Origin of the sequence: Chitinophaga sp. 22308 (genome assembly GCF_052045305.1) — a bacterium.
In the GTDB taxonomy this organism is placed as follows: domain Bacteria; phylum Bacteroidota; class Bacteroidia; order Chitinophagales; family Chitinophagaceae; genus Chitinophaga; species Chitinophaga varians_A.
Genome location: NZ_JBQEOP010000001.1, coordinates 1,439,470 through 1,454,660 on the forward strand (window position 1 = coordinate 1,439,470; position 15,191 = coordinate 1,454,660).

The following is a 15,191-nucleotide window of genomic DNA, read 5'->3' on the forward strand; positions in this document are numbered from 1 at the left end:
AACAGCATCGCTATTATGAACGCATGGCCCAAATCATCCTCGCTTTTAAAGAGCAATGAACAATGGATACCCGGAGGTGTGGTATCACTCAACCGTAAGTCGGACCCCAATATTTGTTTTGTCAGCGGACAAGGCAGCCGGGTCACTGACCTGGAAGGCAACGAATACATCGATTATCAGGCCGGCTTTGCCGCCTCGTTCCTGGGACATAACGACCCCGATGTCAACGGGGCGGTACGTGCCGCACTGGACAATGCCACGCTCCTGATGGGCGCCGGTCCCACCAACCTGGAAGGTGAGTTTGCACAGCTTTTCTGTGACAGCGTGCCTTCCGCGGAAAGCATCGAAATCACCACCACCGGTTCTGAAGCCACCTATCACGCTATTCGTATAGCCCGTGCCGTTACCGGAAAAAATCACATCATTGTGATGCAGGGTGGTTACAACGGCTGGCACAATGATGTGGCCTGCAACGTGATCAGCAGCCTGGCTGATGTGGGAGAGCGGGTAAGCCCCGGTGAATATCCGTTCGATTCCCTGTCGGCCGGTATCCCGGAAGGACATGCTGAACTGGTACATGTGATCAACTATAACGACCTCGCTTCTGTGGAGTATGTCCTGCAACGTTATCCCGTGGCGGGCATCCTGCTGGAGCCTATCTTGCAGAACATCGGCGTGGTGAAACCACAGCCCGGCTACCTGGAAGGATTGCGCCGGCTGGCAGATGAACATGGTTTCCTGCTGATATTCGATGAAGTGAAAACAGGTTTCCGCCATGCGCTGGGGGGGTATCAGCAGCTGTGCGGCGTTACGCCGGACCTGAGCACCTTCGGAAAAGCCGTGGCCAACGGTTATCCTGTAGGAGTGATCGCCGGGAAGAAAAAATACATGGATTATTTTATCCATCCCGATAAAAGCAAAAAAGTACTGATAGCGGGCACTTTTAATGCACATCCGCTGACAACGGCAGCTGCCATTGCCACCGTGCGGAAGCTGGCTTCCGCCGAGTTTAAAGTATATGATCATGTGAACGCGCTGGGGCAGATGCTGGAAGACGGTTTAAAGGATATTTTCAGCACCTCCGGCCGGCCTTTTCAGGTTGCCCGCCAGGGTTCCGCTTTTTGTGTGTATTTTATGGACCATCTTGCGGTGGATTATCATGACATATTGAAACACCACGATTTTGCGTTTGATAAAACATACCGTCTGAAGCTGATCGAAAAAGGAATCTTTAACTTCCCGTTACCGATCAAACAGGGCAGTATCTCTTACGCACATACGACCAAAGACATCGAAGAAACATTAGAGAAAACCAAATCAATATTGTCAGCGCTATGAAGATAACGGCGATAGAAACACAGGTTTGCCACGCGCGGATGCGTAACTGGATTTTCATCAAAATCATTACAGACCAGCCTGGCCTGTGGGGCTGGGGCGAAGCCACACTGGAATGGCATACCAGGGCCGTTGTAGGTGCTGTGGAAGATATCAGCCAGTTGCTGATTGGAGAAGATCCGCGCCGCATTGAATACCTGTGGCAGATGATGTACCGCCAGCATTTCTGGCATGGCAACGGTATCGTTCGCGGCACGGCTATCAGCGGTATTGATATCGCGCTTTGGGACATCCTCGGCAAAATACATAGTGTGCCCTGTCATGAACTGTGGGGCGGCCGTGTAAGGGATTATATCCGTCTGTACTGCCATCTGGGCGGTGGCAAGATGGAGGACTTTTACGAAACCCGTCCGGATGATGCCGCCCGCTTCGGTGAACTGGCATCGCGCGCGGTGGAAGATGGTTTTACAGCCTTTAAGTCGATGGCCGTACCGGAAACCATGCCACTGGAAGGACTGAAGCCTGTTCGTTATGCAGAAGCCTGCGTGCGCGCCATGCGGGATGCCGTTGGCGAAGACATTGACATTATGGTCGACTGTCACGCCCGTCCCAGCCCGCTGATGGGGCTACAGTTCGCGAAAGCGCTGGAGCCTTATGGTTTGTATTTCTTTGAAGAGCCGTGTTGGCCGGAAACGATGGAAGACATTGCGAGGATACAGCGCGCGGTGAAAACGCCGATTGCCAGTGGTGAAAGACTGGTAGGCGTACACGCTTTCCGGGACATGCTGGAGAAGCGTGCTGTCAGCGTAATCCAGCCGGACATCACCCATTGCGGCGGATTGAGCGAAGTACGGCGAATAGCGGCCCTGGCAGAAGCGTACCGTGTAGCGGTAGCGCCGCATAACCCGCAGGGACCGGTGAGCACTGCGGCATCTATTGAACTGGGCTTTGCCACTCCTTCCTATGCTATCTGTGAGAGTGTGCACAACGATGTGCCGTGGCGTGAGGAAGTGGTGAGTGAAGGATTTACCGTAGAGAAAAAGGGACGGACCGTAAAACCGAATCACCGTCCGGGTTTGGGCATAGAGATCAACGAAGATGCTGTGAAAAAACATCCTTTCCAACAGGAGGTGTTACAGCGGACGTTTTATAAAGATGGCAGTGTGGGTGACTGGTAAAACAGCAGTTATGGAAAAACTATTGGAGAAAAAAACAGTCCTGGTCAGTGGCGCCCTTGGCGACATTGGCAGGGCTGTAGCGCTTGCGTTTGCAGCGCAGGGCGCCGGCGTTGCGCTGGGTGATATACAACCCGAAGCAGCAGCGGGACCATTAATACAGGAGCTAACGTCAATGGGCACACGTTGTCACTATACATCGGTGGACGTATCTGATGCCGTGGCGGTGGGCCGCTGGCTGCAGGCTGCGGAAGCGGCATTGGGACCGGTGAGTATGGTGGTCGCCAATGCTGCCACTGTCACGATATCGGGACTTTACCAGATCACGGCGGAGCAGTGGAGCAAAGAGCTGCGGGTGAACCTGGACGGTGCTTTTCATGTGGCGCGTACAGTGACGGCCCGTATGCTGGAACAACGTATAACCGGCAGCGTGGTATTCGTGGGCAGTTGGGCGGCGGAAGTGGCCCATAGCCATATCCCTGCTTATTCCGTCTCCAAGGCCGGTCTGCGTATGTTGTCCAAATGTATGGCACTGGAACTGGCGCCACACGGTATTATGGTCAACGAGATCGCGCCGGGGTATGTAGATGCAGGGCTTAGCCGTGTCGTGTGGGAACAGGCGCCTGAGCAGAAAGAGCAGGCGCGTCTCAAAACACCGGTACGGCAACTCATCACACCGCAGCAGGTGGCCCGGGAAGTGGTACGCCTCTGCGATCCGGAAAACAGGCATATCACCGGCAGCGTGCTGCTGATGGACGGTGGCCTGTCACTCTTGTAACAAACCCACGATATGACGAACTATCACGGAATCATAGGCATTGCCAGGGCTGATATTACGCCGCCGGTGGGCATCTTTGCCCGCAACTGGGGCGCTGCCACACACGATGTGGCGGCAGGCGTGCATATGCCGCTGACACTTACCTGTATTACTTTTCAGACAGATAAAAATACGCTGCCGCTGGTGCTCTTTTCCGCTGATCTGGGATGGTGGAAGAGCGCCGCGGACGAAAGAAATTTACGGCATGGCATCCTGAAAGCCTTGTCATTGCCGGAAGAACGGCTGATGTTCTGTCTGACACATACCCATGCCGGCCCCAGCACCTTCAGTGAAGATGCTGGCAAGCCGGGCGGCCACCTGATTATTCCTTTCCTGCAACAGCTGCAGGAAACAGCTACCCAGGCCGCCCGCGACGCAATGGCTGCGGCCCAGCCGGCCACCCTTACCTGGCAATACGGCCATTGCACCCTGGCGGTGAACCGCGATTTTCCTGAACCCGGCGGAGACAGGCTGGTGGTAGGCTACAACCCTGCCGCTACTGCGGACGACACGGTGCTGGTGGGCCGTATCACGAACATGGCAGGTCAGATTACCGGCACCATCGTGAACTATGCGTGTCATCCCACTACGCTGGCGTGGGACAATCAGCTACTGTCGCCCGACTATATCGGTGGCATGCGCAGCGTGGTGGAACCGACTACCGGCGCTCCCTGTTTGTTTTTGCAGGGTGCTTCCGGTGAACTGTCGCCTGCCGAGCAATACAGCGGGGATACATCGCTGGCCGACGGCTACGGCCGCCAGTTGGGATTTGCGGTATTGTCAACGCTGGAAGGCATGTTACCTCCTGATACGGCGCTGGCCTTCACCGGGGTAGTGGAATCCGGCGCTTCACTCGCCATCTGGAAGAAATCACCTGCGCCTGCTGACACTACGCTGATGGCCGAGATGGCAACAGTGGAAATGGTATTGAAACCGATGCCTTCCCTCGCGGAGATAGAAACCGCCTGGGCTTCCTGTGAAGACCATGTGATGAAAGAGCGGCTATGGCGGCAACGCGGTATCCGCAAAACAGTGGGAGAGGGCGCGGTGGCCTATATGCCGTTATGGATATGGCGACTGGGCAACACGATACTGGCGGGCCAGCCAAATGAAGCGTATTCCGGCTTCCAGCTGGAGCTGCGCCGTGAGCTGGCGCTGGCAGCGGTGGCCGTTATGAACATCGTCAACGGTTATGCCGGTTACCTGCCGCCGGCGGCATCGTTTAGCCATCAAAGTTATGCGGTATGGCAAACGCCTTTTGAGAAAGGCTCACTGGAGCGGCTTATACGCTCCGCCACTACTATTTCACAACGAATGATCCGAACCGCATGAACCTGAACCTGACTTTGCTCGATGCTGTTATTTTCGGCGCTTATATCCTGGGTGTTATTGGTCTGGGTATTTATGCCTCCCGGAAAGCGCAGCAGACTAAACGCGATTATTTTCTCGCAGGCGATAAACTGCCCTGGTGGATGATCGGCGGCAGTATTATCGCTGCCAATATCAGCAGCCATCACCTGGTGGGCGCTATGGGCATGGCTTACAGCCGTGGCTTTGTGGCCATCGCCATGGAATGGGGCGCTATCCTGATGGGATTTAATGCACTACTGTGGATATTCCTGCCTTTTTATATCCGCAACGGTTTTTATACGGTGCCGGAGTTCCTGGAAAAACGTTTCGGTACGGCCGCAAGAGCTACCTATGCAGGCCTGATCCTGTTGACCTACGTGCTTGTGGAAATCAGTGCCGTATTATACTTGGGCGCGTTGTCGCTGCACTCACTGTTAGGCATATCCGTTATGACCTGTGTGGTGATACTGGCTGTCATCACCGGTATCTACACCATTGCAGGCGGATTGCGGGCGGTGATATACACGGAGATGTTGCAGCTGATCGTACTGGTGATGGGTGGCATTGCACTCACGATCGCTACCGTAAATGCGGCAGGCGGCGTTAGTGCCGTTACTGACACCATGAAGGACTGGGACCTTATCCTGCCGGCCAACGACCCCGATTTCCCGTGGACGATGTACCTCGGCGGGGTACTGTGTATCAGTGTATTTTATTGCGCTACGAACCAGTTTATCGTGCAGCGGGTACTGGCGGCGAAGAACGAATGGCATGCCCGCATGGGCGTGGTGTTTGGTGATTACCTGAAGTTCCTGGTGCCTTTGATCATTACGGTGCCGGCGTTGGTGGCGCCTAAACTTTTTCCTGACCTGGAAAAACCGGACCTGCTGTTTCCCACGCTGGTGGAGAAGTTATTGCCTACAGGCCTTGTCGGACTGGTGATGGCGGGTCTCATTGCAGCGGTGATGTCGCATCTTTCCGGCGCTATCAATTCATGTACTACCATCCTGACGGTAGATATTTACCTGCCCTACTTCCGTAAAAAAGCCACAGAAGCGGAGGCGGTGCGGTTTGGCCGTTGGGCCGGCGCCGTGATCATCGTGATTGGCATCCTGTGTACCGGCTTGTTCCTGACACAATCCAAAAAGCCGGTCTTCCTGTACCTGATGAATGCCTATGGGTTGTTTACGCCCGGCATCGCGGCGATGTTCCTGCTGGGCATCCTGTGGAAACGTACCACGCATGCAGGTGCGCTGGCAGCAGGCGTTCTCACCATCCCGATGTCTATTGCCATGGAGGTCATCTTCCCGGCGATGCCTTTCTTTAACCGCACCGGCATTGTTTTCTGGACCTGCGTGGTGCTGTGCATCGTTGTGAGCCTGTTGACTAAACCGGTACCGGAAGCACAACTGAAAGGACTCATATGGAACCGCGAAAGCCTGAAGCTGCCCGCCGACCTGTTGCAGCAGTCAAAAGGATTGCGTAGCCCAACGTTGTGGTGGGCATTGATAACGGGTGTGGTACTGTATTTCTATATCGTATATGCGTAACCGTGGAAGCTACGGCTGAATATAAAAAGCATGGTTCTCTTTAGTGATAATATCAATAGGCATAAAATGCGTTTTCTCTACCGGCACTTTCATCACGAGGTGCTGGTAGAGCGCCATAATGCCACGATAGCCCTGTTCCTGCGGTTGTTGACAGATGAGGAAATCGATATGCCCCTGATCAAGGCGTGATACATTTTCTTTGGTGAAGTCATAGCCAATGAGCAGGATGTCTTTATCGATACCTTTTTTTTCAAGGTAACGGGAAACGGCGGCCACCCTGGAGTTGGTGACGAAAATAGCGCGCACGTCCGCATGTTGCTGCAAAGCTTTCGAGAGTTCTTTTTCAACCGATGCCTGGTCTGTTTGACGGACATCTTTTTTTACAATCGGACGTTTGGTGTCCTGGAAGTAAGCCCGCAGCCCTTCTTCTTTACGGAGCAGGTGGTGATGGTCTTCTATCTCATGGGAGATATTGAGCACCAGTACCTTTGCGTTGCGGGGCGTGCAATAATGGATTAGCTGTCCTGCCTGATAACCGCTGCGGAACAGGTCGGGGCCGATATAACAAAGGCTTTCCTGGTGCGGGATATCTGAATTGATAAAAACATACGGAATATTGAGTTCCTTACAGGAACGGATAAACGTAATGGATTCTTCGATAAAGGAAGGCGCCAGCAAGATTCCGTCCACCGGGTTTTTGAGCAACTGCCGGGTGACTTTGCCAAAAGACTTCCGGTCGTTGAGGTCAAAATAAAAAGGTTCTACTTTAACGCCGAACTGTTTGATTTCTTCTTCCGCTTTTTGGATGCCGGCTACCGGAAGTGTCCAGAAGTCAGTTTCCTGGGAGGACACTTTCGGCAGAACGGTCGCCAGCCGGAGCACGTGGCGGGATGCCAGCCTTCTGGCCAGTATATTGGGCTGATAGTTCAGTTCCCGTATGATGGCTTCTATTTTACTTTTTGTTTTGGGGGAAACACCAGGCCTGTTATGGATAACCCTGTCCACAGTGGCGATGGCCACATTGGCCCTTCGTGCTATCTCTTTGACGCCGAGGGGCTGTTCGGCCGTTTTTTTCTTCATATCGGTTGATGATTATAATTTTTCCAAATATACTATAATGCCGGGTTATTGCTTTTTAGCCAGCGCCAGCGCCTGCGTGGTAGTGTAGTACTTGGCCAGCATATTAGGCACTTCCCAGGCGGGCATATTGTTGTTCTGCACGTATTCGAGGAACTGTTGCATCACTTTGCCAAAAAGGGCTTCATGTTTTTTCGCCAGCGCTTCGGGTATGACTATCTCCCAGCCTTTGTCATTGGCTTTCAGCGCCAGGCCCGGATATTTTGGGGCAAGGGTGGCGATATGGGCTTCGACCGTTTTCGCATAGGCGGTGTCGTTATGAAGGGCGGACTCAATGTACAGCACAGGTTTGTACTGCTGTTCCGCTCCCTGCCGGATCACCAGCGATGCCCTGGTGCCGCGGAGCAGTGAGTAATGTGTGTCGCCGGTGCCTTCCGGCGCCTGGTAGTTCCAGGTAACGGATATGTTGGCGTGAACGCCTTTGATGGTATAGTCAAAGGCGCCGTTGGCGTATACATGCAACATGCTGTCTTTATCGACGTTTTTGGTCAGATAAGGAGGAAAGCCGGTTTGCCCGGTGATATCTGCATATTGCTGTAAGCTCATAGTGGTGGCCCAGCGACGGGCGCTGTCTATCTGTATGTCATGGTGGAAGTCGATGGTCTGTTCCGGGAAGCAGGTCCACTGCACCAGGTCTACGAGGTGAGTCGTCACATCCACGATGCCATCTCCTTGTTGTGTTTCATCCATATACCACGCGGGGCGTACCATGGTTTTGCCGGCCACCAGTTTTTTGAAATGGTGAACACTGTTTTTTACCACGGCGGGATTGTCCACAGTACCGGTTTCCAGCGTGCCGAAGACTTCCTGCAATTGTGCCAGCTCGCGTTGCAACGTGTTCCTGATTTCGTACCGTTCAGTCATGATATCATAGAGCTGTACTTTTTTCGCTGCTGCTTCTCGGAAAGACGCCTGCAGCGAATCGAAGCCTGCTGTATCGATGGCCATGGGCTTATCGGCCAGCACATGTTGACCGGCATTGACGGAGCGGCGGATATAAGTGGCTTTAAGCCGGTTGTTGCCGGCGATGACCACTATATTTCCGGCTGGCTGTTGCAGCATCTTCTCCAGGTAGTCGGTGCCGGTATACACATCAGTGGCCCAGTGTACGGGCGGGCCGGACTGTTGGTTGAACCGTTCGATGCTGGCGAGGTATTGTTTTACTTCGGGCCCTTCGGGAGCAAACACACGAATAGTGGAATCTATGCCGGGGTACATCTGTTGGTGTACCAGTGAAGCATGGAAGTGCCCGGGATCTAGCGCGATCAGATGCATAGATGATTGTTTTTGTCGGGTGGTGCCGCATGACAGCAACGCTGCTGTTATGCCGGCAAATATAATGTTTTGCTTCATGGTGTCAGGGTTGTCTTTCTTTGGTGATGGCGGTAACGCCGATGCTGTCGGCATGGTTGCCCCAGCTGTTACGGATATACGTAGTGATGGCGGCGATTTCTCCGTCTTTCAGGAAATTGAAGGCCGGCATCTGTTCGCCATAGGCGCTGTTCTTGTTTTTGGTGTCGCCTGTGCGGCCGTGCAGGATGGTCTGCACCAGTGGCGGGGCGCTGCCGGTGACAAGCGGGTTACCGGCGAGGGGAGGGAAGGAGGTGGGCACTCCTTTACCATCCGGCTTGTGGCAGGCTTCGCAGTAGTTTTTATACAGGGTGGCGCCGCTGGTAGTGGCAGCCGGTGCCGGCGTCTGTTGAGCCGTTTCCCGTATAGCCGTGGTTGGTACCGACTGGCCTGGCTTCAGCGCTGCGATGCGCAGGATACGGTCGTCATGTGGTAACGGAAAGCCCTTGCCCGGGTTCCAGTCGCGGTTGCTGGTGGCGATATATACATCACCTTCCGGGGAAACGCAGAGATCACGCAGGCGCCCGTATTTTCCGGCGAACAGTATTTCTTCGGCTGTGACGGCGTCCTGTGCGCCGTTCAGGTGTAGCACATGCAGACTGGCCGCTTTGAGGGTACCCAGCAGCAGGCAGTTTTTCCACTCAGGAATTTTATCGGAATGATAGTAGTCGATGCCCGCGGGCGCAATGGTAGGAGTCCATGCTTTGAGCGGCGCTATGAACGGGAAGGAATCTGCGTGGGCTTTTTCGTCCGGCCGGTCCGCATATCCTTCGATGCGCGCCCAGCCATAGTAACCGCTTTTCTCAATTCGATTCAGTTCATCGTCGGTGGCATCGCCATGTTCGGAAGCGAAGAGTTGTCCTTTATCGGTGAACACCAGTCCTTGTATGTTACGATGGCCTCTGGACCACATATAGTTGCCGGGGTAGGGATTATCGGCAGGCACGGTACCGTCTGTGTTCAGGCGCAACACTTTACCGTTTAGTGATGCGGTGTCCGGGGCATTCTGGTCACGGGCGGCGTCGCCGGTGGAGAGCAGCACTTTGCCGTCCGGGGAAATGGCCACCCTTGAGCCGTTATGACCGGTGTTGCCGGGAAGTTCGAGCAGCAATAAGGGATCTTTCAGCGTATCGGCCGCATAGGTGTACCGCACCAGCCGGGACACGATAGATGAGTCTTTGTTGAGATGGGTATAGTCTACAAACACATATGGTTTGTTCTTATCGGGATGGATGGCCATGCCCAGCAGGCCGAGCGTGCGTTGGCGATACACATCAGGGATTGTCAGCAGTAGTTTTTTGACACCGGTATGTGGATCTACCTTGCTAATGGTGCCGCTTTGTTCGGTGAACCAGATCTGGTTGTCCGGCCCCCAGGCTATTTCCCAGGGCACGTTAAGATCTGAGGCGATAGTGCTGATGCCCAGGTTGGTTTTGTCCAGTTGCAAAGTAGCTTCAACAGGCTGGTCAAAGTCAATGGTGGATGCAGGCCGTAGCAGCCAGTAAGTGCCGGCGGCCAATATCACGACAATCAAAAAGAGAATACCGGTACGTTTCATACGTGGTAACAGGTGGTTGGTTTAAGAAAAGAACAGCGTGATGGCGTTGCTGACAGCCAGTAGTAACATGACGATCAGCCCTATGGCGCCGGCGATATTGGTAAAAGTATTGTTTTTCATCTTGCCCATAATGGCCGCATCGTTCGCCACCAGGTACAGGGCGATACCGATAAAAGGCACAATGAAGATGGTGACTGCCTGCGCCAGCACAATCAGTTCCAGTGGCAGTTTACCAAAAGTGATGGCCACGCCCGCACCGATGAGCATGATCACGGCAATGAATGTACGTACCATGCGGGAGCTGAGCTGCCCGCCATATCCCAGTGCATCTCCGAGCAATGTGCCGCCCAACGCCGCGTTGCCAAGCAGGGAGGAGAAGGAGGCGCCGAACAGGCCAATGAGGAAAAGCGCGGCGGCGGCGTTGCCGAACACCGGTTCCAGCGCAATGGCCATATCGGTGGCAGTAGTGATTTTAATGCCGGCAGGATGTAACACCGTGGCGGCACAGATCATCACGGTGGCGCTCATGAAGCCGAGTATCAGCATGCCGGGCAGCGTTTCTTTGCCCGTCTGCGCTACATCCGGCCGGAGGCGCTTACGCTCCTGTACAAGATACGATTGGTAGATGGCGCCGACTATCGAAAAGCAGGAAGCCATAAACGCGATGATCAGTTTCTGGGAACCGGCAGGCACGGAGGGGGCAAAGCCGGAAGCGATGCCCGCCACAGGCGGATGGGAAAGTACCATGGTCACAATAAACGCAAAGAGCATCATGATGATGAGCGCAATCATGATTTTCTCCAGCATCTTATAAAAAGCACGGAAAAACAGGATACTGATACCGGCCACATTACAGGCGATGATCCAGATGGTTTTATTGGTATGGGTGGCTTCTGCCAGTGTAATACCTGCCCCGATGGAGTTGCCTGCCTGAAAGGAGGCCGTCACCAGGAACACGCCTACGCCGATAGCAATACGGGCGGGACGTCCCCACTTGCGACTGATGGTGCTGAGCAGGGATTCGTTGGTAGCGATGCCTACCCGGGCTGCCATGGTGGTGAAAATGATCATGAAGAAAATGGCCACTGCCACGATCCATAGCAGGGAAAATCCGTAGCTGGCGCCCATGATAGAGGCGATGGTCACCTTGCTGGGACCGAATACCAGTGCGGCCGTGATCAACCCTGGGCCGAGTGACTGTAGCCATGCCTTATATTGACTGCTTTTTGTTGCGCTGCCTTTTTCGGTGACGGGCGCTTTTTCCATTGTTGGTCCGGTAGATGACATCAGGTTGATTTTTACGATTTTCGGATGTGTTGCTGATATTGGCTGCAAGAGGTATGTAATCCTCTGTAGTATTGATTTTGGATGAAGACCGGCTATATTCCGGGTACGTTACCGAAAGATAGGCACAATCTTCGGGAAAGAAAAGAATTTTTTCGTGTGAGTATCAAAAAAAGCAGGGAAAGTGATATTTTTAACGCTTAACCCTTCAGTGAAGGCATGACGTAACACAGATTGCCCGCTGATTTAATCTATATATAAAATGAAAAATGTTCTGTATCTTTTGTTGTGTGTTTTTATGTTATCATGTCAACAGAATAATTTTGATTTATCAACCCTCTCCTTACCGGCTGATACCAGTATGATCAGTAAATATCATTTGAAAAAAGATATGGAGATAAAGGAATGTGTCTGGTATACGTCAAAGCAGCCGGACCTGCTGCATTTATACGGGCAGTCTTTCACTGGTAGCATGGGGCCGGAGAGCGAAGACAGCAAAGGCTTCTCCAATTATGTAACCTTTTTCCTGACCCCGGAGAACAATAAAATGGGCGCCTATGCGCTTCATACGGAAACAAAAGACAAAACCGCCGCTTTAGACAAGCTCGTGAATGAGAAAATGGGTAAAACAGACTATCACTACCGGAGCAAGGAATTTACCCACCAGGTGTGGCATAAAGACGGTGCCTATTATCTTCTTACCACCAATAGTTCTGTGGTGAATTTAGGTGAGAAAACCATCACCGGTGATTGGACCGTCATCAGCGAGCAAAGCCCGGTTTTCCTGGCATGGTTTACTTCCGGCGGTGGCTTCTCTTACTATGGTGAGTATCTGAAAGAAAAGCAGAAGCCTGAGCATCAGGGGAAAAATTATTCCTATAAAGATTTTATAGAAGAAGAAAAGGCGAAAGGTACTTTCATGGGGACTGCCTATTTTGATGACTACGTTCAATAAACTGATCTGCTGATGCCTTGGCGGGAGCCAGGTAGCTTTATTTATTTTCAACGGGGGACCATTTGTGTCCCCCGTTTGCATTCCTGAAAATCACACGCTCATAAAAAAACATTGTGTGTTGTCAAAAAAAGAACTATTTTTCGGGTACGTACCCGGAAAATGAAATTTAACGCTTCCGGCGGCGCAGCGATCAACTGAAATTTTCGATAACAGGCCAACTGTTAATTCTATATATAAGGACATTCATCAGCTCGTCCGTACCAATTAAAAAGCAACCGTAAAAATTCTTACATGAAAAGCAGTCGCCGCATTTTTATCCGTAACACCGCGCTGGCAGGTATAGGAGCAGGACTACTGGGAAACCTCCGGCCCCTCTATGGCAGGAGCCCGGTACAACAAATGAACGGGATACGCATTGGCATCATCGGACTGGACACTTCCCATGCTATCGCGTTCACCAAAAGTTTCAATAATCCGGTGACGGTGCCCGGACTGGAAAATATGCGGGTAGTGGCGGCCTTTCCGCAAACGAGCCCTGATATCGAACTAAATAAAAAAAGACTGCCGGGTTATATAGAACAGGTGAAAGCCATGGGCGTGGAGATCGTTGACTCCATGCAGGCGCTGCTCGATAAGTCGGATGTGATACTGGTGGAATCCAACGATGGCCGGCCGCACCTGGCACAGGCCCTGCCGGCAATAAAGGCCGGCAAAAAGGTGTTTATCGACAAACCATTGGCCGCCTCGCTGGCAGACGGCATCGCCATCGTTAAAGCGGCGAAAAAATATAACGTGCCGGTGTTCTCCTCTTCCGCATTACGTTTCATGGACAGCGTGAAGCAGGTGAAACAGGGCGCTATCGGGAAAGTAACCGGCGCAGACACTTTTAGTCCGGCTGCATTGGAAAAAACACATCCCGATCTTTTCTGGTACGGCATCCACGGAGTGGAAACTCTTTTCGCGGTAATGGGCGGCGGTTGTAAAATGGTCACACGTTTTAACACGCCCGGCAGCGATGTGGTGGTAGGACAGTGGGCAGATGACCGCATCGGCACCTTCAGAGGCACCCGCAACAGTCCGGATGATTTCGGCGGCCGCGTATTCGGCGAAAAAGGAAACCTGCTGCTGGGCCCTTTTAAAGGCTATGAGGCGTTGCTGCAGGAGATTGCGTCTTTTTTCCGCACAGGCGTGGCGCCGGTGAAACCGGAAGAAACGCTGGAGATACTGGCCTTTATGGAAGCGGCGGAAGAGAGCAAACGCAAGGGGGGAAAAACCATCGCATTACCGAATACATCCAATATATAAACCTGTAATTCCAATACCAAAAATCTGATAGCTTATGAAGGCGTCCCGTAGAGACTTCCTGAAGAAAACAACCAAAGGCACCGCTGCGATGATGCTGGGCAGTATGTTGCCCGGTATCAGCGCCGCCAGTTACGCCCGTATCCTGGGAGCCAATGACAGGGTGAGGGTAGGCATGATGGGCGTGAACTCCCGCGGACTGGCGCTGGCCAACAACTATGCCCGTCAGCAGAACTGTGAAGTGGTATCTGTGTCTGACGTGGATACCCGCGCGGCGGCAAAGTGTATTGAAAGTGTATTTAAGATCACGCAGAAGAAACCAAAGGATGTTCCGGATTTCCGCAAAGCGCTGGAAAATAAAAACATGGACGCCCTCATCGTGGCGGCGCCGGACCACTGGCATGCACCGGCGGCTATCCTCGCGGCCAAGGCCGGTAAACATGTATACCTCGAAAAGCCCTGCAGCCACAATCCTCACGAAGGTGAACTGCTGGTAAAAGTAGCGGATAAATATAAAAGCGTTATCCAGATGGGCAACCAACGCCGCTCCTGGCCTAATGTGGAAGCGGCTGTCCGCGAAGTGCACCAGGGCACTATCGGCCGCGCGTATTTCGCCAAAGGATGGTATACCAATAACCGTGAATCTATCGGCCGGGGAAAGGAAATAGCTGTGCCGGAATGGCTCAACTATGACCTGTGGCAGGGGCCTGCTCCCCGCCGCGCGCTGAAAGATAACCTGATACATTATAATTGGCACTGGTTCTGGAACTGGGGCACCGGAGAAGCGCTGAACAACGGCACCCATATGATAGACCTGATGCGCTGGGGCCTTGGAGTAAATTATCCCAGCCGCGTTACTTCTGCGGGGGGCCGTTACCGTTACTCCGACGACTGGGAAACACCAGACACCCAGGTGATCACGCTGGAATTTCCCAACAATACCAGTATGACCTGGGAAGGCCGCAGCTGCAACGGCCGCACGGTGGAAGGCAACTCCGTCGGCGTTATCTTCTACGGTGAAAAAGGTTCACTGCTGATTGACGGTAACGCCTATACGATTTTTGACCTGGACAACAAAGTGGTGAAAGAAGTGAAGAACCAGGCGATCATTGACCCCCGTAACCTGATGAACCCTGCGGAAAGCCTCGATGCGCTGCATATCCAGAACTTCTTCGAAGGCATCCGTAACGGCGCTAAACTCAATGCGGACATCCTGGGCGGATACCAAAGTACGTTGTTATGCCAGCTGGGCAATATCTCGCTCCGTTCCGGCAACGCGTTGCATATCGATACCAGCAATGGGCATATCCTGAACGATGCTAAAGCCCAACAATACTGGAAGCGTGAGTATGAGAAAGGGTGGGAACCGACTTTGTAA

Annotated in this window: 12 protein-coding genes; 8 read left to right on the forward strand and 4 right to left on the reverse strand. The window is 53.0% G+C overall.

Going from position 1 to position 15,191, the window contains the following annotated elements:
- Positions 1 to 15: 15 nt before the first annotated feature.
- Genes ACTJJS_RS06110 through ACTJJS_RS06130 form a run of 5 tightly spaced genes read left to right on the forward strand, consistent with a single transcriptional unit; the run spans position 16 to position 6,227 of the window.
- Positions 16 to 1,338 carry an aspartate aminotransferase family protein gene (locus ACTJJS_RS06110; protein ID WP_440662870.1) on the forward strand — a complete coding sequence of 441 codons (1,323 nt, stop codon included), beginning with the start codon at positions 16 to 18 and terminating at the stop codon, positions 1,336 to 1,338.
- Complete coding sequence (dgoD, locus tag ACTJJS_RS06115; protein ID WP_440662871.1) at positions 1,335 to 2,513, forward strand: galactonate dehydratase; 1,179 nt, start codon at positions 1,335 to 1,337, stop codon at positions 2,511 to 2,513. Before ACTJJS_RS06110 ends, dgoD begins: the two co-directional genes overlap by 4 nt.
- A gap of 10 nt (positions 2,514 to 2,523) precedes the next feature.
- Positions 2,524 to 3,288 carry an SDR family NAD(P)-dependent oxidoreductase gene (locus ACTJJS_RS06120; RefSeq protein WP_440662872.1) on the forward strand — a complete coding sequence of 255 codons (765 nt, stop codon included), beginning with the start codon at positions 2,524 to 2,526 and terminating at the stop codon, positions 3,286 to 3,288.
- Between the two features lie 12 nt (positions 3,289 to 3,300).
- On the forward strand, positions 3,301 to 4,659 hold the full coding sequence (locus ACTJJS_RS06125; RefSeq protein ID WP_440662873.1) for a hypothetical protein: 1,359 nt from the start codon (positions 3,301 to 3,303) through the stop codon (positions 4,657 to 4,659).
- The gene (locus ACTJJS_RS06130) at positions 4,656 to 6,227 is read left to right on the forward strand and encodes an SLC5 family protein (RefSeq protein WP_440662874.1); all 1,572 of its coding nucleotides are present in this window, start codon (positions 4,656 to 4,658) and stop codon (positions 6,225 to 6,227) included. The genes ACTJJS_RS06125 and ACTJJS_RS06130 overlap by 4 nt, the downstream gene beginning before the upstream one ends.
- A 9-nt stretch (positions 6,228 to 6,236) precedes the next feature.
- Here ACTJJS_RS06130 and ACTJJS_RS06135 read toward each other — a convergent pair whose 3' ends face one another.
- From ACTJJS_RS06135 to ACTJJS_RS06150, 4 genes are read right to left on the reverse strand one after another with little or no spacing between them, the layout of a single operon-like run.
- Positions 6,237 to 7,307, reverse strand: coding sequence for a LacI family DNA-binding transcriptional regulator (locus ACTJJS_RS06135; protein ID WP_440662875.1), 1,071 nt, complete (start codon positions 7,305 to 7,307; stop codon positions 6,237 to 6,239).
- A gap of 45 nt (positions 7,308 to 7,352) precedes the next feature.
- On the reverse strand, positions 7,353 to 8,717 hold the full coding sequence (locus ACTJJS_RS06140) for a putative oxidoreductase C-terminal domain-containing protein (protein ID WP_440662876.1): 1,365 nt from the start codon (positions 8,715 to 8,717) through the stop codon (positions 7,353 to 7,355).
- A 4-nt stretch (positions 8,718 to 8,721) separates the two neighbouring features.
- Positions 8,722 to 10,272 (reverse strand): PQQ-dependent sugar dehydrogenase, encoded by a 1,551-nt coding sequence (locus ACTJJS_RS06145; RefSeq protein ID WP_440662877.1) that lies wholly within the window; start codon positions 10,270 to 10,272, stop codon positions 8,722 to 8,724.
- A 21-nt stretch (positions 10,273 to 10,293) separates the two neighbouring features.
- Positions 10,294 to 11,559: an Nramp family divalent metal transporter gene (locus ACTJJS_RS06150; protein WP_440662878.1), complete on the reverse strand. Its 1,266-nt coding sequence runs from the start codon at positions 11,557 to 11,559 to the stop codon at positions 10,294 to 10,296.
- A 388-nt stretch (positions 11,560 to 11,947) separates the two neighbouring features.
- Between ACTJJS_RS06150 and ACTJJS_RS06155 the strand changes: the two genes are divergently transcribed.
- The 3 genes from ACTJJS_RS06155 (at position 11,948) to ACTJJS_RS06165 (ending at position 15,191) form a co-directional block, all read left to right on the forward strand.
- Entirely contained in the window at positions 11,948 to 12,511 is a 564-nt protein-coding gene (locus ACTJJS_RS06155; protein WP_440662879.1) for a hypothetical protein, read from the forward strand.
- 291 nt (positions 12,512 to 12,802) lie between these two features.
- Entirely contained in the window at positions 12,803 to 13,816 is a 1,014-nt protein-coding gene (locus tag ACTJJS_RS06160) for a Gfo/Idh/MocA family protein (RefSeq protein ID WP_440662880.1), read from the forward strand.
- A 34-nt stretch (positions 13,817 to 13,850) separates the two neighbouring features.
- Complete coding sequence (locus ACTJJS_RS06165; protein ID WP_440662881.1) at positions 13,851 to 15,191, forward strand: Gfo/Idh/MocA family oxidoreductase; 1,341 nt, start codon at positions 13,851 to 13,853, stop codon at positions 15,189 to 15,191.